Source organism: Bradyrhizobium sp. USDA 4454 (assembly GCF_054822705.1).
Window position 1 is genome coordinate 866,324 of the sequence record NZ_JBTRCN010000001.1, and the last position, 22,303, is coordinate 888,626.

The window sequence follows — 22,303 nt, forward strand, 5'->3', positions numbered from 1 at the left end:
GGAGCGCAGCGCCGTCGCCGCTCGAGCTCAGCTCACCGCGCACTAATGCAGCAGCGCATCGCCAACAAAAAAGCCCCGGCTCATCGCCGGGGCTTTTGCTTGTCGTTGCGCTCGCTTGCGGATCAGCCGGCGGCCTTGGCCTCGCGACGGCGCGCGGTGAGGATGTATTCGGTGTAGCCGTTCGGCTGGGTGCGGCCCTCGAAGATCAGGTCGCAGGCCGCCTTGAAGGCGACGCCATCGAACGACGGTGCCATCGGCTTGTAGAGGGGATCGCCGGCGTTCTGCTTGTCGACCACGACGGCCATGCGCTTCAGCGATTCCATCACCTGATCTTTGGTGATGACACCCTGATGCAGCCAGTTCGCCAGATGCTGGCTCGAGATGCGCAGCGTGGCGCGGTCTTCCATCAGTCCGACATCGTGGATATCAGGCACCTTGGAGCAGCCGACGCCCTGGTCGATCCAGCGCACGACGTAGCCGAGGATGCCCTGGCAGTTGTTGTCGATCTCCTGCTTGACGTCGTCGGGCGCCCAGTTCGACTGCGACACCGGAATGGTGAGGATGTCGGAGAGTTTTGCGCGCGGCCCGCCCTTGGCGAGCTCCTGCTGGCGCGCGATCACGTTGACCTGGTGATAGTGCAGCGCGTGCAGCGTCGCCGCGGTCGGCGACGGCACCCAGGCCGTGGTGGCGCCGGCCTGTGGATGGCCGATCTTCTGGGCGAGCATGTCGGCCATCTTGTCGGGCGCGGCCCACATGCCCTTGCCGATCTGGGCATGGCCGGGCAGGCCATCGATCAGGCCGTTGTCGACGTTCCAGTCCTCATAGGCCTTGATCCACGGCTGTGCCTTCATGTCGTTCTTGCGGATCATCGGACCCGCTTCCATCGAGGTGTGGATCTCGTCACCGGTGCGGTCGAGGAAGCCGGTATTGATGAACATGATGCGCTTGGAGGCGCGCTGGATGCAGGCCTTGAGGTTGACCGTGGTGCGGCGCTCCTCATCCATGATGCCGACCTTCAGCGTGTTCTCCGGCAGAGAGAGCATCTTCTCGACCTCCGCGAACAGGTCGCAGGTCAGCGTCACCTCGTCGGGGCCGTGCATCTTCGGCTTGACGATATAGGCCGAGCCTGTGCGGCTGTTCCTGACCTTGGAATTGCCCTTGAGGTCGTGGATCGCGAGCAGGCCGGCGACCGCGGCATCGAGAATGCCTTCCGGGATTTCCTCGCCCTTGGCGTCGAGCACGGCGTCGGTGAACATGTGGTGGCCGACATTGCGCATCAACAGCAGGCTGCGGCCGTGCAGCCTCAGCTCGCTGCCGTCTGGCTTCTTGTAGACGCGGTCGGCATTGAGCGAGCGCGTCAGCGTCTTGCCGCCCTTTTCGAAATCGGCCGACAGCGTGCCGTTCATCAGACCGAGCGTGTTGCGATAGACCAGCACCTTGTCTTCGGCGTCGACTGCGGCGACCGAATCTTCCATGTCGAGAATGGTGGAGACCGCCGATTCCAGGATCATGTCGGCAACGCCGGCCGGGTCGTCCTTGCCGATGACGTTGCTGCGGTCGATCTTGACCTCGACATGCATGCCGTTGTTGACGAGCAGGATCGCGGTCGGCTGGGCGGCGTCGCCCAGGTAGCCGGCGAACTGGGCGCCGTTCTTCAGCGCGGTCGAATTGCCGCTCTTCAGCTTGACCGAGAGCTGGCCCGCGATCACGGCGTAGGAGGTCACGTCGGTGTGGCTTCCGGTCGCGAGCGGCACGGCCGCATCGAGGAACGCCTTGGCCTTCGCGATCACCTTGTCGCCGCGGGCCTTGTTGTAACCCTTTCCGCTCTCGCTCGGATCATGCGGAATCGCGTCGGTGCCGTAGAAGGCGTCGTACAGCGAACCCCAGCGCGCATTGGCGGCGTTCAGCGCATAGCGGGCGTTGGTCAGCGGCACCACCAGCTGTGGACCGCAGATCTTGCCGATTTCCTCGTCGACATTGGCGGTCTCGACCTTGTGGGTCGCGGGCTCCGGCAGTAGATAGCCGATGTCCTTGAGGAACGTGGTGTAGGCGTTGATGTCGAACGCCTTGCCCTTGTTGGCGCGATGCCAGTCGTCGATCTTGGCTTGCAAGGTGTCGCGGACCGCGAGCAACTCGCGGTTCTTCGGGCCGAGCTTCTGGAGGATGGCGGCCAGTCCTGCCCAGAACGCGTCGGGCGCGATCCCGGTTTTCGGCGTCGCCTCCTTGGCGATGAAATCGAACAGGACAGGGGCGATCTTCAATCCATGGGCATCGACACGAGTCATGATGGGCTTTCTCAAAGAAATGGGGCGTTTAGGCGCTGCTTTCGAAAGAAATCAGCAAAAAACGCGCCAAAGGGCCGCGTTCACGGCCCTTTTAGCCTTAAAGCCACGGCTCTGAGAAGGCCCCTGCCTGTTACCTTCACGCGGGGAGGTCAGGGCAGCCTGGTCCGCACCTTGGCGGCGATCAGCAACACGGCGAGCAGCAGGGGGATTGCGCCTGCCACGAACACCGCCGGCGCGCCCATCAGGTCAAGGACCAGCCCGCCGCCGGCCGCACCTGTGGTGATGCCGAGGAAAATCGAGGCCACGGTCATTCCGGTCCCGCTTTCGGTCTCGTCGGGCACCATGCGGGTGATCCAGGTCGTCGTCGCCACCGGCACGCCGCTGAAGGCGAAGCCCCAGAGCGCGACCAGCACCAGAGCGGGCACGACGTCCTCGCCGTAAGCGGCGAGCAACAGGCCGATCAGGCTGATGGCGAGCGGCATCGCGATCAGCGTGAGCTTGAGTTTGCGCTCAGCCAGCAGGCCACTCACGAAGGAGCCGAGGTAGTTGGCGACGCCGAAGGCAAGCAACGTCGCGGCGACACCAGCGGCGCTCAGCCCGGTCACGATTTCGAGGAAAGGACGGATGTAGCCGAAATAGGCGAAATGTCCGGTGAAGACCAGGGTTGCCGCCAGGATGCCGGCGCCGATCCCCGGCCGTGACAGGATTTCGATCAAGGTGCCGAGCCCGGCTTCTCCCCTTGGAGCCAGACGCGGCAAGACCAATGCCTGCACGACGAACACTATTGCGGCAAATGCCGTCGCCAGCAGGAACACGGCACGCCAGCTCATCACCTCGCCGAGATAGCTGCCAAGCGGCACGGCGATGATCATGGCGGCGGGGACGCCGCTCATCACGATCGATAGGGCGCGTGGGACCAGCGGCGTCGGCACCAGTCGGATCGTCGTCGCAGCCGCCATCGCCCAAAAGCCGCCGAGGGCAAGCCCGAGCACGATCCGCGCGGTGAGCAGGAAGGTGATGTTCGGCGCCAGGGCCACCAGCAGGTTGGAGATCGCCAGAAGAACAGCGAAACTGAGCAGCACCGGCTTTCGATTGAAGTTGCGTGTCAGTGTCGGCGTGAACAGCGCGCCCACCAGGCCGGCCAGCGAGGTCGTCGTCACCGCCTGACCGGCCAGCCCTGGGCTCACGCCGAGATCCCTCGCCATCGGCGTCAGCAATCCGGACGGCAGGAACTCCGCCGTCAGCAGCGCGGTGACGCCCAGCATCATGGCGGCGACCGCGCCCCAGGCGGGTGCTTGCGATGGGAGCGTCTCAAGCGCGACGTCGCGCGGCACCGGCGCGACCACATCGGTGTGCGCCAGAGCTGGGTCCAGTTCTTGATCCATCGACCAAAACTTCCATTTTATGCTGCGTTGCCGCAGACATAGGCTGGAGGTTTTGGACAATCTATGCCATAAACGCTCCAATGTTTGATCGATCGTCCAAATCGCGTGTCACCGATACGACTGACGCCGCCATCGACCTGGTCAGCGAATTGCTGCTCGGCATGAGGCTTGAGGGCGTCTACTACCGCCGGATCCAGACCAGGGCGCCCTTCGGTCTGCGCTTTGAGACGCCCTATGGACGCGCACAATTCCACTTCGTCGCCCATGGCACGGCGCTGCTGCGCTACGCCGATGCGACGCTGCTGCCGCTTGGATGCGGTGATGCGATTTTCCTGCCGCGCGGCGGCGCGCATGATCTCGTCTCGGCCGCGGACGAGCCGAGTTGCGACGTCGAGCGTTTCAAGACCGAGACGCTGTGCGGCAATGTCGATGTGACGTCGGCCTGTCCTGAAGGATGCCCGCAAGACGAGTCGGTTCTGGTCTTCAGCGCCTGCATGAATTTCGACCTCGGCGGCATGCGCCCGCTCATCGCCCTGATGCCGGAGGTGATGCGGGCCGACACGTTGCTTGTCCGCCAGCCGGAAATCGAACCGATGCTGAAGGCGATGGAGCGGGAGACCTGCACGCCGCGGGCCGGCTCCGTCGGTGTCACCGCGCGGCTCGCCGATGTTCTCGCCGCATCGATCGTGCGAGGCTGGGTCGAATGCGGCGGCGACAACGCCGTCGGCTGGTTCGAGGCGTTGCGTGATCCGCGTCTCGGCCGCGCCCTTGGTGCGCTGCATCGGGCGCCCGGCCGCAACTGGACGGTGGCCGAACTGGCGGCGGAGGCAGGCTGCTCACGCTCGCTGTTCGCCGAGCGCTTCCAGTCGATGACCGGGCAATCGCCGCTGCGCTATCTTGCCGAGCTGCGCATGCGCCTTGCGACACAATGGATCGAGCATGAACGCCAGCCGATCGACATGATCGCGCAACGCCTGGGCTATGCGTCACAGGCGGCGTTCAGCCGCGCGTTCAAGCGCATCACCGGGCGATCGCCGGGGATGGTGCGACACGCGGTCGGAAGCCAACGCGCGGCGGAATAGGTATCAACCGGACCGTTCTCGACACCGCTGTCATGCCCCGCTTCAAGCGGGGCATCCAGTACGCCGCGGCCCATCGGTTCAGTAATTGCTCTCTCTGGAATACTGGATCGCCCGGTCGGAGCCGGGCGATGACAGGTGAGCGAGATCAGATATTCGCCGCGAGGTCGGTCAGCTCGTCGAACAGGATGCCGGTCGTGGCCAGCATCCGCTCGATCTCGTCGATGGCGTCACTGACCGAGCGGTTCGAGGTGTCGATGGTCAGTTCGTTGCCGGTCGGCGGCTGATAGTCATTGGTGATGCCGGTAAAGGACGGCAATCCGCCGGACCGGGCCTTGGCGTAATGGCCCTTGGGATCGCGGGTCTCGCAGACCTCGGCAGGCGTCGCGACATAGACTTCGCGGAACGCGCTGTCGGCGATGCGCCGCGCAACCGCGCGGTCAGCGGCCGACGGCGACACCGCGGCGACGATCGCGATGTGACCGTTGCGTGCCAGATGGGTCGCGACCTCGGCGAGGCGGCGGATATTTTCAGCGCGATCCTGTGGCGAGAAGCCGAGATCGCTGTTCAGCCCGGCGCGGACAGTGTCGCCATCGAGCAGGATCGGCGAGCCGCCATTGCCGAACAGGCGGCGTTCCAGCGCACGCGCCAGGGTCGACTTGCCCGAACCGGGCAGGCCGGTCAGCCAGACCACCGCACCGTTGTGGTGGTAGCGCGCCGAGCGTTCATCCGGTCGCAGCGCGGATTCTACCGGTACGATATCGACCGGCACCGCGGGCCGGCCGGCGTCGACCGACAGCACGAGGCCGCCGCCGGCGATGCGGCCGTTGACCTCGATCACGAGGCGGCCGGTGCGCGGATTGTCGGTGTAGGGATCGGTCGCGACCGGCTGCGCCAGCGAGATGTCGATCTCGCCGACATGGTTGCGTGCGATCGCGGTGTTCTCTTCGTTGGACAGCGCGCCGGGATCGACCGCCTTCTCGATCGCGACCACGGTGGCGCGGCTTTCCTTGGTGCCGAGCCGGATCAGGATCTGTTCGCCCTCAGTCAGCGGCTTGTCGTGCAGCCAGAAGATCCGCGCGCGGATGCGGCGGGTGTCGCGCGGGCTCTGCCCGGCATGTCCGATGATGTCGCCGCGCTCGAGGAATAATTCGCGGTCGAGCGTGATGCCGACAGAGCGCCCGGCGCCCTGCGGGCCGTGCAGCGGCGTCACCGGCCAGCTCTCGACGGTCTTGATCCTGGCGATCTTGCCGGCCGGCGTGATGACGATCTCGTCGCCGGCCTTCAGGCTGCCGGACTCGATGCGTCCCGCGACGATGCGGCGATCGTCGAACTTGTAGATCGCCTGCACCGGCAGCCGCAGCGGCAGCTCCGCCAGCGGCCGTGCCGGCTCCAGCGCATCGAGCGCCTCGATCACGGTCGGTCCCTTGTACCATCCGATCCGCGGCGTGTGCTCGGCGACGCCGTCACCGTCGCGCGCCGAGATCGGGACCACCGCGGTCGGTGTCACGCCGAGACCGACCAGATGCGCCGAAATTTCCTCGCTGATTTCGTTGAAGCGGTCGGCGCTGAAATCGACCCGGTCCATCTTGTTGACGACAACCGCGACCTGCTTCACGCCGAGCAGATGCAGGAGATAGCCGTGGCGGCGCGTCTGCGAGCGGACGCCTTCGAGCGCATCGATGATCAGCACCGCGCCGTCGGCCTGCGAGGCGCCGGTGATCATGTTGCGCAAAAACTCCGCGTGGCCGGGCGCGTCGATCAGCACGACGTCGCGCGAGCGGGTGCGGAAACGAATCTGGGTGGTGTCGATGGTGATGCCCTGGTCGCGCTCGGTCTGCAGCGCGTCGAGCAGGAACGACCATTCGAAAGGCATGCCGCGCCGCGCGCTGACCGCCTTCAGCATCTCCAGCTTGCCGTCCGGCAGGCTGCCGGTCTCATGCAGCAGGCGTCCCACCAAAGTGGACTTGCCGTGATCGACATGGCCGACGATGACGATACGCACCTGGGGACGGGTGGTGCCGTTTGGGGTCGCCGAGATCGCGGCGGTGGGAAGGATCATGTTCATCAGAGCACTCACGGCAAACTTGAATCAGAGATAGCCGGCGACACGTAGCCGCTCGAACGCATCCTCGGTTTCGTGATCGAGCGCGCGGCCGGCGCGCTCAGGAATCCTGGTGTTCTCGAGTTCAGCCAGGATTTCATCGATGCTCGATGCGGTCGACGCCACCGGGTTGGTGATGTCCTGATCCCCCAGCGAGCGATAGCGCTTGCCGTCCCTGGCGAGGTAGAGCGGGATGATCGGAATGCCTTCGCGCTTGGTGTAGGCCCAGATGTCGGCCTCGGTCCAATGCAGGATCGGATGGATGCGCAAGTGCGCGCCCGGCGGCGGCGAGGCGTTGAAGTGATCCCAGAACTCCGGCGGCTGGTCGCGGACGTCCCATTCGCCTTCGAGGCCGCGCGGCGAGAACACGCGCTCCTTGGCGCGGGTCGCCTCTTCGTCGCGGCGGATGCCGGCGATCAATCCGTCAAAGCCATACTTGTTGAGCGCGAGCTTCAGGCCCTCAGTCTTGCGCGCGGCGGAACGCGCGGCCGGCGGCAGGGTCGGGTCGACGCTGTCGATCGGCGGGCAGGGCTCGACACGCAGGTCGAGGTCCCATTCCTTTCCAAAGCGGTCGCGGAACTCGTACATCTCCGGAAACTTCTTGCCGGTGTCGACATGCATCGCGGGGAACGGGACACGGCCGAAAAACGCCTTGCGCGCCAGCCAGATCATCACGTTGGAATCCTTGCCGAGCGACCATAGCAGCGCCAGCTTCTTCAGCCGGGCGAACGCCTCGCGCAGGATGTAGATGCTCTGGGCCTCGAGCTCGTCGAGATGATCCATGGTCGGGGGGGCCTGATCGGTCAAAATTCCCGGCACGGAAGGTGCTTGACCAAGAGCTGCGGAGCGCGTTCCGGCAGCGGCGGATTCGTTGTCGAGAAGATGCATCTCTTGGCCTTGGCCTGTGGAGTTGAAAATTCTAAAGTTGCGCCGCAATAGAGAAGAAATAATTTTCTCTTTATCGGGCTTGATCGAGAGATAAATAGAAAATAATTTCAGTCAACCCCCAAATTGGGGAAGCGAGTGTCTGATGCGATATCTGCCGGTGTTTCTGGATCTGCAAAGCGGCAAGGTGCTGCTCGTTGGAGCGGGCGAGTTGGTGCGCGCCAAGTTGCGGCTGCTCGCGGCTGTCGGCGCGGCCGTGCGCTGGTACGCGACCGACGGCGATCATGAGCTTGCGGGCATCTCGGCCGAGGACGCCGCGCGCATCGAGCGCGCCGCGGGCGATCCGCTGACGGCAGATCTTTCCGATGTCATCGCCGTGCTCTGCGCCGGTGCCGGTGACATCGGTGTTGCGGTGTCGGTGCGTGCCAAGGCGATTGGCCTGCCGGTCAACGTCATGGACGACCTGGTGCATTCCACCTTTATCATGCCGGCGATCGTCGATCGCGGCGATGTCGTGGTCGCGGTTGGCACCGGCGGCACGTCGCCGGTGGTGGCGCGCCGCATCCGCGAGAAGATCGAGGCGGTGCTGCCGGCGCGGATTGGCGATCTCGCCGGCTTCATCGGCCGCTTCCGCAAAGCGATGCATGCGCGCATCGAGGAGTTTCCGCTGCGCCGCCGTTTCTGGGAACGCATTATCGACGGCCCGATCGGCGCGCTGGTGCTGGCCGGCCGCGACGGCGAGGCCGAGCAGGCGCTGAACGCAATTTCCGACCCCGCCGCTTTCGCCGGCGCCGATACGGAAGGCAAGGCCGTCGGTCATGTGACGCTGGTTGGGGCCGGCCCCGGCGATCCGGACCTGCTCACGGTGAAGGCGCTGCGCGCGCTGCAGGACGCCGACGTGGTGTTCTATGACGAATTGGTGTCACCTGAAATTCTCGACCGCATCCGCCGCGATGCCGCGCGCGTCCCGGTCGGCCGTCGCGTCGGCAAGCCCGGCATCGGCCAGGATGCCATCAACCGCCTGATGATCGAGGCCGCGCAGTCGGGCCAGCGCGCGGTGCGGCTGAAAGGCGGCGATCCCTTTATCTTCGGCCGCGGCGGCGAGGAGATCGAGGCGCTGCGCGACGCCGGCGTCGCTTACTCCATTATTCCCGGCATCTCCGCCGGTCTCGGCGCGGCCGCGCAGTTCGAGGTGCCGCTGACCTTCCGGCACGAGGCGCTGCGCGTCACCTTCCTGACCGCGCACAAGGCGCGCGATGCCGAAGTCGTCGACTGGTCGGTGCTGACCGACAAGAAGATGACCGTCGTGGTCTATATGGGCATGACCGCGGCGCCCGCAATCCGCGAGGGCATGCTGGCCGCGGGCCGCTCGCCGGAGACGCCGGTCGGCGTGTTCGCGCGCGTAACGCGGCCGGACGCCAAGGCTGCGGTCGGCACGCTGGCGCGGCTGCCTGAACTGGTCAAACAGGTCGATGGCGGTCCCGCCGTCCTCATCATCGGCGACGTGGTCGCGCATTCCGCGCCGTGGAGCCGATCCAACGTCACCCAACTGTTCTCCAACCAGATGTTCTCCGAACTGCTGAAAGCTGCCGAATGACCTCTCCGCTCGAACAGAAGAAAATCAGGATCACGGGCCCCTCGGTGGTGACCGCCAACCGCACCTGGGATGGCGCCGTCGTATACCGAACCGCCAAGCAAGGCTGGTCCACCGAACTCGCCGATTCCGCCATCGTCAGCACCTCCGACGATGCCCGCGCATTGCTGGCCGAAGCCACCGCCGACGACGTCGGTGCGGTCGGCGCCTATATCGCGCCGGTCGAACTCAAGGATGGCGGCAAGGTCAAGCCCGGCAACCTCCGCGAACAGATCCGCGCCAAGGGCGTCACCATCGATCTCCAGGTCCCCGCGTAAGGCGCGCCGGCGTAAGGCTCATCGAACATGTATGCTTATGACGAACTCGACCGCACGCTGATCAACGAGCGTGTTTCGGAATTCCGCGACCAGGTGAAGCGCCGCCTCTCCGGCGAGCTCACCGAGGACGAATTCAAGATCCTGCGCTTGCAGAACGGCGTGTATTTGCAGCTGCACGCCTACATGTTCCGCGTTGCGATCCCCTACGGCACGCTGTCGTCGAAGCAGCTGCGGCGACTCGCCCATGTCGCGCGCCGCTACGACCGCGGCTATGGCCACTTCACCACGCGGCAGAACATCCAGTTCAACTGGATCAAGCTCGCCGAGCTGCCGGACGCGCTGGCCGACCTCGCCGAAGTCGGCATCCATGCGATGCAGACCTCGGGCAACAACATGCGCAACGTCACGTCGGACCAGTGGGCCGGCGTCGCGCCCGGCGAGATCGAGGATCCGCGGATCTGGTCGGAGTTGATCCGCCAGCACACCACGCTGCATCCGGAATTCTCGTTCCTGCCGCGCAAGTTCAAGATCGCGATCACGGCGTCCGAACATGACCGCGCCGCGATCAAGATCCACGACATCGGCCTGCGCCTGCACAAGAATGCCGACGGCGAGACCGGCTTCGAGGTGCTGGTCGGCGGCGGCCTCGGCCGCACGCCGTTCATCGCCAAGACCATCAAGCCGTTCGTCTCGGGCCGCGATATCCTCAGCTACATCGAGGCGATCCTGCGGGTCTACAACCAGTACGGCCGCCGCGACAACATCTACAAGGCGCGCATCAAGATACTGGTGCACGAGCTCGGCATCGAGAAGTTCGCCAAGGAGGTCGACGAGGAGTGGAAGGCGATGGGCGATGTCGGGCTGACGCTCGATCATGCTGCCATCGAGGAGGTTCGCTCGCGCTTCTCCTACCCGGCTTACGAAAAGCTGCCGCACATGCCGGACGAGCTGAAGCAGGCCGCGCATGATCCGCTGTTCGAGCGCTGGCGCAAGAACTCGGTCGCCCCGCACAAGGTGCAGGGCTATTCGATCGTGACGCTGTCGCTGAAGCCGGTCGGTGGCCCGCCCGGCGATGCCACCGCCGAGCAGATGGATGCGGTCGCCGACCTCGCCGACAAATATTCGTTCGGCGAGATCCGCGTCGGCCACGAGCAGAATCTGGCGCTGCCGCATGTCGCCAAGCGCGACCTGCCGGCCTTGTTCAAGGCGCTCGACCGGCTCGGGCTTGCGACGCCGAACGTCAACCTGGTCACCGACATCATCGCCTGCCCGGGGCTGGACTACTGCTCGCTGGCCAATGCGCGCTCGATCCCGATCGCGCAGGAGCTGACGCGCCGGTTTGCCAACCACGACACCGCCGACCTGATCGGTCGGCTGCACATCAACATCTCCGGCTGCATCAATGCCTGCGGCCATCACCATGTCGGGCACATCGGCATTCTCGGCGTCGAGAAGAACGGCGAGGAGTTCTACCAGATCACGATCGGCGGCCGCGCCGACGAGAACGCGCAGCTGGGCACCTTGATCGGCCCGGCCGTTCCCTATGCGGAAGTCGCCGACGTGATCGAAGACATTGTCGAAGCCTATCTCGCGCTGCGCGACCGTCCCGAGGAATTGTTCGTCGATACGGTGAAGCGTCTGGGTGTCGAGCCTATCAGGGAGCGGGTCTATGCCACTCGTTAAGCAGGGAAGAATCACGACCGACCTGTTCGTCCACGTCGCCGACGGCGCCGAGCTGCCGGGCGACGGCGCGGTGCTGGTCTCGGCCGAACGCTTTCTCGCCGATCCGGAGGCGCTGCTGCGCCGGGCCGGCAAGGTCGGCGTGATCTGGCCGAACAATCGGGGCCTCGACGAGCTGGTGCCGCATCTCGATCGTCTGGCCTCAGTCGCGCTGGTGTTCCCGACCTTCCGCGACGGCCGCGCCTACAGCCAGGCGCGCCTGCTGCGCGAGCGCCATGGTTATGACGGCGAGCTGCGCGCCACCGGGCAGGTCCTGCGCGACCAGTTCGTGTTCATGACGCGCGCCGGCTTCGACGCCTTCGAGGTGAAGAAGGATGCCGATGCCGATGCGTTCGCCGCGACCATGAAGCGCTATTCGGTGTTCTACCAGCCGACCGGCGACGGCCGCGTCACCGCGCTGAACCGCCGCATGCAGCTGCGTCACTCGGAGAGCGCTGGCCAGTGAGCACGCTCGCACCAGAGCTCGCGCCTGCGCAGGCAAGCGGATTGCCGTCCGCCGATGCGCTCGATCGCGCGCTGCGCACCGCATCGCCCGTCGAGGTGATCGCGGCGGCGCTGAAGACGGTCGGCCGCGAGCGGCTGGCGCTGGTGTCGTCGTTCGGCACAGAATCCGCCGCGCTGCTCAAGGTGATGGCGGATGTCGATCCGGCGATTCCGGTGGTCTTCCTCGACACCGGCTGGCTGTTCGAGGAGACGCTGGCTTACCGCGACACGCTGATCAAGACGCTCGGCCTCACCGATGTGCGCTCGATCAAGCCCGACGAGCAGGCGCTGGCCCGCCAGGATCCGGACCGCGAGCTGTGGTTCAGCGATCCCGACGCCTGCTGCCGCATCCGCAAGGTCGAGCCGTTGGCGCGCGCGCTCAAGCCGTTCGCCGGCTGGATCAACGGCCGCAAGCGCTTCCAGGGCGGTGCCCGCGCCGATATTCCCGTGGTCGAGGACGACGGCGTCAGGCTGAAATTCAATCCGTTCGCCAACGTCTCCCGCGAGGAGATCGAGGCGATCTACACGCTCGGCAAGCTCCCGCCGCATCCACTTGTCGCATCGGGATATCAGTCGGTCGGGTGTATGCCTTGCTCGAGCCGGGCTGTTGCCGGCGAGGACGCACGCGACGGCCGCTGGCGTGGCCGGGCGAAGACCGAATGCGGTATCCACACGACGAAGATGTCGTAGGGCATGATCCGGACCCGAAGGGCCGCGTTAGCGCAAAGTGCGTAGCGGCTTCCGAATAGATCATGCTCAAGAAAGACCCGAACGACAAAGCCTTCGCGGTGCGGCGCCTTCGTAGAAGAAGCGCGCTGCGCCGCCGAAAACAAAGAAAACCGGTTTCGTTGACTTAAAGCCGCTTCGCCGTGAGTTATGTCTGACGTGTTCCCTGACATTCTCAGGTTGAATGGAGAGCGAAATGATCCGTCGTATGCTGCCGCTGGTTGCGGGACTGTTGTGGGCGAGCTCGGCCTTCGCGGCCGACTATTCGCTGCTCAACGTGTCCTACGATCCGACGCGCGAGCTCTATGTCGATTTCAACAAGGCGTTCGCCGCGGCCTATCAGAAGGACACCGGCAAGAGCGTCGAGATCAAGCAGTCGCATGGCGGCTCGGGCTCGCAGGCGCGCTCGGTGATCGACGGATTGCAGGCCGATGTCGTTACGCTGGCGCTCGCCTACGACATCGATGCGGTCGCGGGCAAGGGGCTGCTTCCGGCCGACTGGCAGAAGCGGCTGCCGCTCAACGCCTCGCCCTACACCTCGACCATCGTGTTCCTGGTGCGCAAGGGCAATCCCAAGGGCATCAAGGATTGGGACGATCTGATCAAGCCCGGCGTCGCCGTCATCACGCCGAACCCGAAGACATCGGGCGGCGCCCGCTGGAACTATCTTGCCGCCTGGGGCTATGCGCAGAAGAAGTTCGGCTCGGCCGACAAGGCGAAGAAATTCGTCGCCGACCTCTACCAGAACGTCCCGGTGCTCGACACCGGCGCGCGCGGCTCGACCGTGACCTTCGTCGAGCGCGGCGTCGGCGACGTGCTGCTGGCATGGGAGAACGAGGCCTTCCTGGCGCTGCGCGAATTCGGCGCGGACAAGTTCGAGATCGTGGCGCCGCCGCAGTCGATCCTCGCCGAGCCGCCGGTTGCCGTGGTCGATAGCGTCGCCGACAAGAAGGGCACGCGCGCGGTCGCCGAAGCCTATCTGAAGTACTGGTATACCAAGGAAGGCCAGGAGATCGCCGCGCGCAACTCCTACCGGCCGCGCGATCCCGAGATCGCCAGGGAGTACGAAAAATCCTTCGCCAAGGTTGAACTTTTCACCATCGACGACGTTTTCGGTGGTTGGACCAAGGCGCAGAAGGAGCACTTCGCCGAGGGCGGCATCTTCGATCAGATCTACAAGAACTGATCGAACCATAGCCTGGTTCAACAGGGGGATATGTGAGCACAGCGGTTGCACGGCGCAGTACCCTACCGGGGTTCGGTCTCACCATGGGGCTCACCCTGACTTGGCTCTCCGTCATCATCCTGATTCCGCTGGGCGCGCTGTTCCTCAAGACGTTCGAGCTCAGCCTCGATCAGTTTTGGGCCATCATCACCAGCCGCCGCACCCTGAACGCCCTGAAGATTTCGTTTGGGCTTTCGTTTGCGGCCGCCTGCGTCAATCTGGTGATGGGCACCATCATCGTCTGGGCGCTGGTGCGCTATCGCTTTCCCGGCCGGCGGCTATTCGATGCCATTGTCGATATTCCGTTTGCGTTGCCGACGGCCGTCGCCGGCGTCGCGCTGACACAGCTGTTTGCGCAAAAGGGCTGGCTGGGCGCACCGCTCGCCGAGCTCGGCATCAAGGTCGCGTTCACGCCGATCGGCATCTTCATTGCGATGATCTTCATCGGCATTCCCTTCGTGGTGCGCACGGTGCAGCCGGTGCTGATCGATCTCGATCCCGAGATCGAGGAGGCGGCGGCGAGCCTCGGGGCCAACCGCTGGCACACGGTGTTCCGCGTGATCCTGCCAAGCCTGATCCCGGCGCTGCTTACCGGATTCGCGCTGGCCTTCGCCCGCGCCATCGGTGAATACGGCTCGGTGATCTTCATCGCCGGCAATCTGCCGAACGTCTCCGAGATCGCGCCGCTGTTGATCGTGATCCGGCTGTCCGAATTCCGCTACGCCGATGCCACCGCGATCGCGATCGTGATGCTGGTGGCCTCGTTCCTGATCATCTTCCTGATCAACCGGCTGCAGCGCTGGGCGCAGGCCCGCATTCCCGTGCATTGAGGGCGCAAGGATGTCGATGCAAACCGGATTGGTGACCTCGACGCCGCAGCTGCGGACCTACGCGCCCGCGACCGATGTCAGCGTCGCGGCGCCGGCGCCGCGGCTGGAGATCGCGCGCACCGAACCGGTCGCGGCGCGGCGCAATCCGCGCACCGAGCCGGGCCCGATCCGCTTGATCATCATTGCGCTCGCGATCAGCTTCCTCAGCATCTTCGTCGTGCTGCCGCTGGTCGTCGTGTTCGCCTCAGCCTTCTCGAAAGGCATTGTCGCCTATTTCGCGGCGCTGGCGGAGCCCGAGGCGCTTGCCGCGATCAGGCTGACGCTGCTGGTTGCAGCGATCTCGGTCACGCTCAATCTCGTGTTCGGCGTGATCGCGGCCTGGGCGATCTCGAAATTCGAGTTCACCGGCAAGACCTTCCTGATCACGCTGATCGACCTGCCGTTCTCGGTCTCGCCCGTGATCTCGGGCCTGGTCTATGTGCTGCTATTCGGCGCGCAGGGTTATTTCGGGCCGTGGTTGCAGGCCCACAACGTCCACATCCTGTTCGCGGTGCCCGGCATCGCGCTGGCGACGATCTTCGTCACCTTCCCGTTCGTGGCGCGCGCCCTGATCCCGCTGATGCAGGAGCAGGGCACCCAGGAAGAGGAAGCCGCGATCTCGCTCGGCGCTTCCGGCTTGCAGACCTTCTTCCGCGTCACGCTGCCCAACATCAAATGGGGCCTGCTCTACGGCGTCCTGCTCTGCAATGCGCGCGCGATGGGCGAATTCGGCGCAGTGTCGGTGGTGTCAGGCCACATCCGCGGCGAGACCAACACGATGCCGCTCTTGGTCGAGATTCTCTACAACGAATATCAGTTCGTCGCGTCGTTCGCGATCGCGTCGCTGCTCGCGATGCTGGCGCTGATCACGCTGGTGGCGAAAACCATTCTCGAGCGGCGGCTCGATGAGGCAGAGGTGCCCGATGGCGATTGAAGTCAAGAATATCGTAAAGCGGTTCGGCAACTTCGCCGCGCTCGACAATGTCGATCTCAAGGTCGCCGATGGCGAGCTGTTGGCGCTGCTCGGTCCGTCCGGCTCCGGCAAGACCACGCTGCTGCGGATCATCGCAGGTCTCGACTGGCCCGACTCCGGCGAGGTCGCCATCGACGGCGAGAACGCGCTGTCGCGCGGCGCCAGCGAGCGCCAGGTCGGCTTCGTGTTCCAGCACTACGCGCTATTCCGCCACATGACGGTGTTCGAGAACGTCGCGTTCGGCCTGCGCGTGCAGCCGCGCGCGATCCGCAAGGACGAGGCGACGATCCGCGCCCGCGTCAAGAATTTGCTCGACCTGGTGCAGCTCGACTGGCTCGCCAACCGTTATCCCAGCCAATTGTCCGGCGGCCAGCGTCAGCGCATCGCGCTGGCGCGCGCGCTCGCGATCGAGCCGCGCATCCTGCTGCTCGACGAGCCGTTCGGCGCGCTCGATGCCAAGGTGCGCAAGGAGCTGCGGCAATGGCTGCGCTCGCTGCACAATGAGATCCACGTCACCTCGATTTTCGTCACCCACGACCAGGAGGAGGCGCTCGAAGTCGCCAACCGCGTCGTTGTGATGGACAAGGGCAAGATCGAGCAGATCGGGTCGCCTGGCGATGTCTACGACAATCCGGCGACCGCCTTCGTGCATGGCTTCATCGGGGAATCCATCGTACTGCCGGTCGATGTGGCCGGTGATGCGGTACGGCTCGACGGCCGTCCGCTGAACATTCCGGCGCTGGGCGCCGCCCCCGGCGCGGCCAAGCTGTTCGTCCGCCGCCACGACATGGCGGTCGGCCCGGCCGGAACCGGCGCCCTGGAGGGCGCCATCCGCCATGTCCGGTCATTCGGCCCGATCCAGCGCGCCGAGGTGACGCTGTCGGGCAGCGAGGGCAAGACGGTGATCGAGATCGACGCTCCCCGCGACCGCGAGCTCCAGGCCGGCGAAATCGTCTCGCTGCAACCCCGCCGCTACCGGATTTTTGCGGCGCAGGGGTAGGGCCAGACACCCATAGCCCGGATGCAGCGCAGCGAAATCCAGGAACTTCGTTCCGCGGATCGGCCGTTCCCGGATTGCGCTTCGCTCCATCCGGGCTACAGGTCCCGGGGAAATCGATGGCCATTGCTGGCCAGAAGTTGGCCCCTGTTCACCATTCAGCCACGGTTGGTATGCAACAACGGCGGGCCAACCTTGGGGGTCTTCAATAGTGAAACGGACGACGGTCGCCCTGTTCGGGCTTCTGGTGCTTGCCGGCTGCGGCACGGACACCAAAATCCCGGAAGAACCGGCCATGTATCTCAACATGGCGCAGCCCGGCGCCGTGCTGGACAGCCAGGCGGCCGCGATCATGTTTTCGCAATACCGCCAGAACAACGGCCTTGGCACCGTCGTGGTGGATCCGGACCTGACCAAGCTCGCCGAGCAGCAATCGCAGGCGATGGCGGCCCGCAACAAGATGGACCATGACGTCAAGGCCCCGCTCGGCAAGCGGCTGGAGGCGGGCGGCTACCCCGCAACCGTCGCGGTCGAGAACATCTCGGCCGGCTATCACACGCTGGCGGAAGCGTTTTCGGGCTGGCGCGATTCACCGCCGCACAAGGCCAATATGCTCAAAAGCGGTGTCACAAAAATGGGCATCGCGGCCGTCTATGCTCCCAACACCAAATACAAGGTGTTCTGGACGCTCATTTTGGCGGCAACCTGATTTCGATAAATTCCGCGTGATCTAACCTCTGATTGACGCCGCGACGAACAGCCGCCACGGTGCGGCTGACGTCATTTCTGACCGAACGGTTACGAATGGATACTTCGGATTCCGCGCCGGCCTCGACGCCCGCGCAAGCGCAGCGTGTGCTGGTTCTTCAGGGCGGCGGTGCGCTCGGCTCCTATCAGGCCGGCGCCTTCCAGGCGCTCTGTCACGCCGGCTTCGAGCCGGAATGGATCGCCGGGATCTCGATCGGTGCCATCAACGCCGCGATCATCGCCGGCAACGAGCCGGACAAGCGGGTGCCGAAGCTCAAGGAATTCTGGGAGATGGTGTCGGCGCCGGTGCCGTGGAATCCGGTCTCGAAGCATGAGCGCGCCCGTTCGCTGTTCAACGAGACCTCTGCCGCCATCATCGCGACCTTCGGCGTGCCCGGCTTCTTCACGCCGCGGATTCCGCCGGCGCCGCTGTGGCCCCCCGGCAGTTCGCAATCGCTGAGCTACTACGACACCACGCCGTTGAAGAAGACGCTTGAGCGGCTCGTTGACTTCGACCGCATCAACGATCTGAAGACGCGCTTGTCGGTCGGTGCGGTCGGCGTCACCTCCGGCAATTTCTGCTATTTCGACAATTATGAGTTCAAGAAACGCGGCAAGAAGATCGGCCCCGAGCACATCATGGCCTCGGGCGCGTTGCCGCCGGGCTTTCCCGCCGTGGTGATCGATGGCGAGCATTACTGGGACGGAGGCATCGCTTCCAACACCCCGCTCGACTTCGTGCTCGATGAGGAGACCAGCCGCGATCTGCTGATCTTCCAGGTCGATTTGTTCAGCGCCCGCGGGCCGCTGCCGGAGACGTTGCTGGAGGCCGCCGAGCGCGAGAAGGACATCCGCTATTCCAGCCGGACGCGGATGAACACCGACAAGAACAGGCAGATCCACAACGCCCGCATGGCGGTGCGCGACCTGATCAGCAAGCTGCCGGATTACCTGAAGAACGATCCATCGGTCGAATTGCTGCGCAAGGCCTCCAAGGAGAACACCGTCACGGTGGTTCACCTGATCTACAAGAGCAAGAACTACGAGAGTTCGTCGAAGGACTACGACTTCTCCCATGTTGCGATGGTCGAGCACTGGGGCGCGGGCGTCCGCGACGTGCATTTGTCGATGCGTCACAAAGAATGGCTAGAACGGCCACAGTCCGGGGAAACCATGGTGACTTACGACCTCACGGGGGACGAACCCAAGCCCCCTGAATCGAGCCCCCCGCAAGCAAATAGGAGCGACCGATAATGGGTACGTTGACAGGCAAGACCGCGGTTGTGACTGGCTCGACCAGCGGCATCGGATTGGCTTACGCGCGCGCCTTTGCCGGCGCCGGCGCCAACATCGTTCTCAACGGCATGGGCGTGCCGGCCGACATCGAGAAGGAACGCTCCGGCATCGAGACCGACTTCAAGGTCAAGGCGGCCTATTCGCCGGCCGACATGACCAAGCCGGCTGAGATCGCCGACATGATCGCGCTCGGCGAGAAGACCTTCGGCTCGGTCGACATCCTGGTCAACAATGCCGGCATCCAGTTCGTGTCGCCGATCGAGGAATTCCCGCCGGAGAAATGGGAAGCGATCATCGCGATCAATCTGTCGTCGGCATTCTACGGCATCCGCGCCGCGGTGCCCGGCATGAAGAAGCGTGGCTGGGGCCGCATCATCAACACGGCTTCGGCGCACTCGCTGGTCGCCTCGCCGTTCAAGTCGGCCTATGTCTCGGCCAAGCACGGCATCGCCGGCCTCACCAAGACCGCAGCCCTCGAGCTCGCGCAGTTCAAGATCACCTGCAACTGCATTTCGCCGGGCTATGTCTGGACGCCGCTGGTCGAGCACCAGATTCCGGAGACCATGAAGGCGCGCAACATGACCAAGGAGCAGGTCATCAAGGACGTGCTGCTCGCGGCACAGCCGACCAAGGAGTTCGTGACCTCGGAGCAGGTCGCAGCGCTCGCGCTGTTCCTGTGCAGCGACGATGCCGCGCAGATCACCGGCGCCAATCTCTCGATCGACGGCGGCTGGACCGCGGAGTAATTTTTCCGGCGGGATTTGTCTGCCTAAGAACAAGCCGGCCCTGATGGAATCAGGGCCGGCATTTGCTTGAGGCGACAAGCCGGGCGGCCTGGAATCTCCGACAGGAAAAGCCGCTCGACGGCGGCGTGGATGACTCTATCAGGACGTTTTTACGATTGCGCCGAAGCGCGCAACCACTTGCGACCGACCGAGATCATTGGCGTCTCGAAATATCGCCAGGACGCCAGCGACAAAAGGCAGATAACGATCAGAGCTCCAAACCTTAGCGGCTCCTGGACCCACAAAGGCGGAAGCGGCGGTTGGAGGTGGATATACACGTCATAGAACACCAGCGCATGAATCAGGTAGATCGAGTAAGACGCATTTCCGAGCGCAACCAGAACTTCACCGAAGACGGTCCTTGGCTTGAAGTTCGCCAATCCGATCAGCAGGCAGAACATCGGTATTGGATAGAAAGCGCGCGGGAGAAGCCATAGCAACACGATGCCGGCGACGAGCGGAGCAATGACGCCGAGTTGCCCTGCGCGCCGGTGCAGAAGAAATGCGATAATTCCCGCGACGAAATACGGGTAGAAGCTGAAATACTGATGTAGGTACCAGGGCAAGGACAGCGCGTGGTCTGCCAGTGCACACAGGCTCAAGAGCGCGACAAGCGCATAGGCGCCCAGCCTCGGCGCGATGAGGGCGGCCACGAGATAGAAGGCGATCTCATGCTGTAGGCTCCAACCTACGTCATAGAACGGATTGCCTTCGGTCGGCAGCAACGTCAGCGAATAGACGAACGCGCCTATCGTCTGATTTGGATCCCTGCCGAGGTATCTGGTCAGGTACAAATAGACGATCGATGTCGCGATCCACAGTGGCCAAATTCTGAAAAACCGCTGCGTGACAAAGTTTGCGATCGCAAAACGCGGCGATGTCACGACGATGCAGATGACGAAGCCGCTTATCGTGAAGAACAAATGGACCCCGAGTTCGCCGTAGTCGCGGAGCAGGGGAATCGGATGAGCGGTATCCGGTGGAAACGGCAAGGTCACGTGCCAGGAATGGAAGTAAGCCACGCTGAGCGCAGCGAGCGCCCTGCCGACCTGCAATCCTTCCAGCTTTTGGTCCATTTACCCGTTCATAATATCACAAGACGGCAACCTAGCAGCGCGGTCGCGCTCGGACAATGCTGCTGATGGCAGCATCGCCAGGGTTATCGCCGCTGATGCCGAGGCGCGGTGGACATGGTCGACAACATCGCGGATTCGCTGCGCGCGTCCGGCCGAATGCTACGGCGCCGAGCGCCGTTTCCCGAATGCCAGTACGTGCAGCCCGAGGCGCGAGCGTACCACGTAGAACAAGAGGATGGTCTCGAAAATCAGCGACAGCGAGGTCGAGGCGGCCGCGCCCATGCCGCCGTAGCGCGGCACCAGCGCCATGCAGAGCCCGACATTCATGAAGAACGAGACCGCATAGGCGGTTGCGCAGATGCTCTGATGGCCGAGCATGTTCAATAGCCGCTCCACCGGGCCGATCGCCGAGCGCACCACAAGGCCGATCGCGGCGACGAACATGATGCCGTAGCCGTCGACGAATTTCGGACCGAACAGCCACAGCAGCGGCTTGCCGAATACGAGCAGGGCGATGGTGGCGAGCAACGACGGCCAGAACGTCCAGCTGATGGCGTGCGCGACATAGGCCGACAGCCGGTCCTTGTCGCCGAGCGCGTTATACTCGGCGAAGCGGTGCGCGGTCGTCGCCGACATCGCGTAGTGCACGAACGACACCAGCGCCAGCGTCTTCACCACGGCGAAATAGATGCCGACTTCCTCGGACGAGCGGAACTGCTGCAGCATCAACACGTCGGTGTAGCCGAGCAACAGATAGAAGCTCTCGACCAGCATGATCGGCAGCGAGATCGCAAACCAGCCCCTGACATCGTAGGTCTTCGCACCCATCCCGTGATGGGCGGCGAGCCGGCGGTTCAGTACGATCATCTGGCCGATCGCCGCGATGTAGACCGCGGCGGCGCTTGCGATCATCGCGGCGGTGGCGCCGAGATTGAGGCCGAGCACCAGCGCGCCGGCGGTCAGCGCGATGATCAGTCCCTGCCGCACGATGAACTGCGGCATCAGGCCGAGCTGCATCCAGTCATGCGCGCGCGAGATGCCGTCCTGGGTGTTGGCGACCACGAAAGGCGGCAAGGTCAGGCAGCCGATATAGAGCGGCACGATTGCGTTGGGATCGATCCAGGGCGAGGCGACATGGATCACGCCGGCGAGCAGTAGCGCGACCGTGCTGGAGGCGGCAAGCACCACCCAGCGTCCGCCGGAAAGGAAGCCGCGCAATGCGGCGAGGTCGCCGCGCGCGCGATATTCCGGGATGATCTTCTGCGCGGACGGCGCGATGCCGAAATCCATCGTGCTGCCGAGCAGCAGCACCCAGGTCCAGACATAGACATAGATGCCGTAGTCCGAGCCGCTCATCCAGCGCGCCAGCAGGATCTGCGCGAGATAGGCGATGGCGGCGCTGACGACGCGGATGACGAAGATCATGCCGGCCAGGCGCTTGGTGACCGACGCCTCCTTGGTGCCGCCGAGCAGTCGCGCGATGAGGCCGCGCAAGCGTGCGACCGGGCCTGATGACGCAGAGGTTGCGGATTGTGTCTCCATCACGGCCAAGGCGGAAAATTCCCAAAGCGCCGCAAGGCGGCAATGGGCTCCGATCTATCAACGAAACGTTAAGATTGGGTTGGGTGAGGGTGTTCCCGTCGTCCTGGCGAAAGCCAGGACCGATAACCGCAAATGTCCGTTTGGGAGCACGCTGTGGCCCCAGCCTGCCTCAAACAGCCGCTGCGGAGTATGGGT

19 protein-coding genes are annotated in these 22,303 nt (G+C 64.5%); 13 read left to right on the forward strand and 6 right to left on the reverse strand.

Features of this window, described 5'->3' with window-relative positions:
- Nucleotides 1-122: 122 nt before the first annotated feature.
- Both ACVIW0_RS03980 and ACVIW0_RS03985 read right to left on the reverse strand, forming a co-directional pair.
- The gene (locus ACVIW0_RS03980; protein WP_461351142.1) at nt 123-2,285 is read right to left on the reverse strand and encodes a malate synthase G; all 2,163 of its coding nucleotides are present in this window, start codon (nt 2,283-2,285) and stop codon (nt 123-125) included.
- A gap of 149 nt (nt 2,286-2,434) precedes the next feature.
- Nucleotides 2,435-3,670 (reverse strand): MFS transporter, encoded by a 1,236-nt coding sequence (locus ACVIW0_RS03985; protein ID WP_461351143.1) that lies wholly within the window; start codon nt 3,668-3,670, stop codon nt 2,435-2,437.
- A gap of 80 nt (nt 3,671-3,750) precedes the next feature.
- Here ACVIW0_RS03985 and ACVIW0_RS03990 point away from each other — a divergent pair, with 80 nt between their 5' ends.
- Nucleotides 3,751-4,752 (forward strand): AraC family transcriptional regulator, encoded by a 1,002-nt coding sequence (locus tag ACVIW0_RS03990; protein ID WP_461357237.1) that lies wholly within the window; start codon nt 3,751-3,753, stop codon nt 4,750-4,752.
- A 145-nt stretch (nt 4,753-4,897) separates the two neighbouring features.
- Here the strand turns inward: ACVIW0_RS03990 and cysC are convergent, their stop codons facing one another.
- Nucleotides 4,898-6,817, reverse strand: a complete 1,920-nt coding sequence (gene cysC / locus ACVIW0_RS03995) for an adenylyl-sulfate kinase (protein ID WP_461351144.1) — start codon at nt 6,815-6,817, stop codon at nt 4,898-4,900.
- A gap of 24 nt (nt 6,818-6,841) precedes the next feature.
- Nucleotides 6,842-7,636: a sulfate adenylyltransferase subunit CysD gene (gene cysD / locus ACVIW0_RS04000; RefSeq protein WP_461351145.1), complete on the reverse strand. Its 795-nt coding sequence runs from the start codon at nt 7,634-7,636 to the stop codon at nt 6,842-6,844.
- Nucleotides 7,637-7,883: 247 nt separating this feature from the next.
- Here cysD and cysG point away from each other — a divergent pair, with 247 nt between their 5' ends.
- The 12 genes from cysG (at nt 7,884) to ACVIW0_RS04060 (ending at nt 19,451) form a co-directional block, all read left to right on the forward strand.
- A complete protein-coding gene (gene cysG, locus ACVIW0_RS04005) occupies nt 7,884-9,335 on the forward strand; it encodes a siroheme synthase CysG (protein WP_461351146.1) in 1,452 nt (483 codons plus the stop codon).
- Nucleotides 9,332-9,649: a DUF2849 domain-containing protein gene (locus ACVIW0_RS04010; RefSeq protein WP_461351147.1), complete on the forward strand. Its 318-nt coding sequence runs from the start codon at nt 9,332-9,334 to the stop codon at nt 9,647-9,649. Before cysG ends, ACVIW0_RS04010 begins: the two co-directional genes overlap by 4 nt.
- A 27-nt stretch (nt 9,650-9,676) precedes the next feature.
- Nucleotides 9,677-11,332, forward strand: coding sequence for a nitrite/sulfite reductase (locus ACVIW0_RS04015; RefSeq protein ID WP_461351148.1), 1,656 nt, complete (start codon nt 9,677-9,679; stop codon nt 11,330-11,332).
- On the forward strand, nt 11,319-11,834 hold the full coding sequence (locus tag ACVIW0_RS04020) for a DUF934 domain-containing protein (RefSeq protein WP_461351149.1): 516 nt from the start codon (nt 11,319-11,321) through the stop codon (nt 11,832-11,834). Before ACVIW0_RS04015 ends, ACVIW0_RS04020 begins: the two co-directional genes overlap by 14 nt.
- Nucleotides 11,831-12,562, forward strand: coding sequence for a phosphoadenylyl-sulfate reductase (locus tag ACVIW0_RS04025; RefSeq protein ID WP_461351150.1), 732 nt, complete (start codon nt 11,831-11,833; stop codon nt 12,560-12,562). Before ACVIW0_RS04020 ends, ACVIW0_RS04025 begins: the two co-directional genes overlap by 4 nt.
- 232 nt (nt 12,563-12,794) lie before the next feature.
- Complete coding sequence (locus ACVIW0_RS04030) at nt 12,795-13,784, forward strand: sulfate ABC transporter substrate-binding protein (protein ID WP_461351151.1); 990 nt, start codon at nt 12,795-12,797, stop codon at nt 13,782-13,784.
- A 32-nt stretch (nt 13,785-13,816) separates the two neighbouring features.
- On the forward strand, nt 13,817-14,653 hold the full coding sequence (gene cysT, locus ACVIW0_RS04035) for a sulfate ABC transporter permease subunit CysT (protein WP_461351152.1): 837 nt from the start codon (nt 13,817-13,819) through the stop codon (nt 14,651-14,653).
- 10 nt (nt 14,654-14,663) lie between these two features.
- A complete protein-coding gene (gene cysW, locus ACVIW0_RS04040; protein ID WP_461351153.1) occupies nt 14,664-15,626 on the forward strand; it encodes a sulfate ABC transporter permease subunit CysW in 963 nt (320 codons plus the stop codon).
- Nucleotides 15,616-16,665 (forward strand): sulfate/molybdate ABC transporter ATP-binding protein, encoded by a 1,050-nt coding sequence (locus ACVIW0_RS04045; protein ID WP_461351154.1) that lies wholly within the window; start codon nt 15,616-15,618, stop codon nt 16,663-16,665. The genes cysW and ACVIW0_RS04045 overlap by 11 nt, the downstream gene beginning before the upstream one ends.
- Before the next feature lie 208 nt (nt 16,666-16,873).
- The gene (locus tag ACVIW0_RS04050; protein WP_244066267.1) at nt 16,874-17,371 is read left to right on the forward strand and encodes a CAP domain-containing protein; all 498 of its coding nucleotides are present in this window, start codon (nt 16,874-16,876) and stop codon (nt 17,369-17,371) included.
- Nucleotides 17,372-17,466: 95 nt separating this feature from the next.
- Nucleotides 17,467-18,663, forward strand: coding sequence for a DUF3734 domain-containing protein (locus ACVIW0_RS04055; protein WP_461351155.1), 1,197 nt, complete (start codon nt 17,467-17,469; stop codon nt 18,661-18,663).
- Entirely contained in the window at nt 18,663-19,451 is a 789-nt protein-coding gene (locus tag ACVIW0_RS04060) for a 3-hydroxybutyrate dehydrogenase (RefSeq protein ID WP_461351156.1), read from the forward strand. Before ACVIW0_RS04055 ends, ACVIW0_RS04060 begins: the two co-directional genes overlap by 1 nt.
- A 149-nt stretch (nt 19,452-19,600) precedes the next feature.
- On the opposite strand, the gene ACVIW0_RS04065 is transcribed toward ACVIW0_RS04060, so the two are convergent.
- Both ACVIW0_RS04065 and ACVIW0_RS04070 read right to left on the reverse strand, forming a co-directional pair.
- A complete protein-coding gene (locus tag ACVIW0_RS04065; RefSeq protein WP_461351157.1) occupies nt 19,601-20,566 on the reverse strand; it encodes an acyltransferase family protein in 966 nt (321 codons plus the stop codon).
- A 159-nt stretch (nt 20,567-20,725) separates the two neighbouring features.
- On the reverse strand, nt 20,726-22,117 hold the full coding sequence (locus ACVIW0_RS04070; protein ID WP_461351158.1) for an oligosaccharide flippase family protein: 1,392 nt from the start codon (nt 22,115-22,117) through the stop codon (nt 20,726-20,728).
- Nucleotides 22,118-22,303 lie beyond the last annotated feature (186 nt).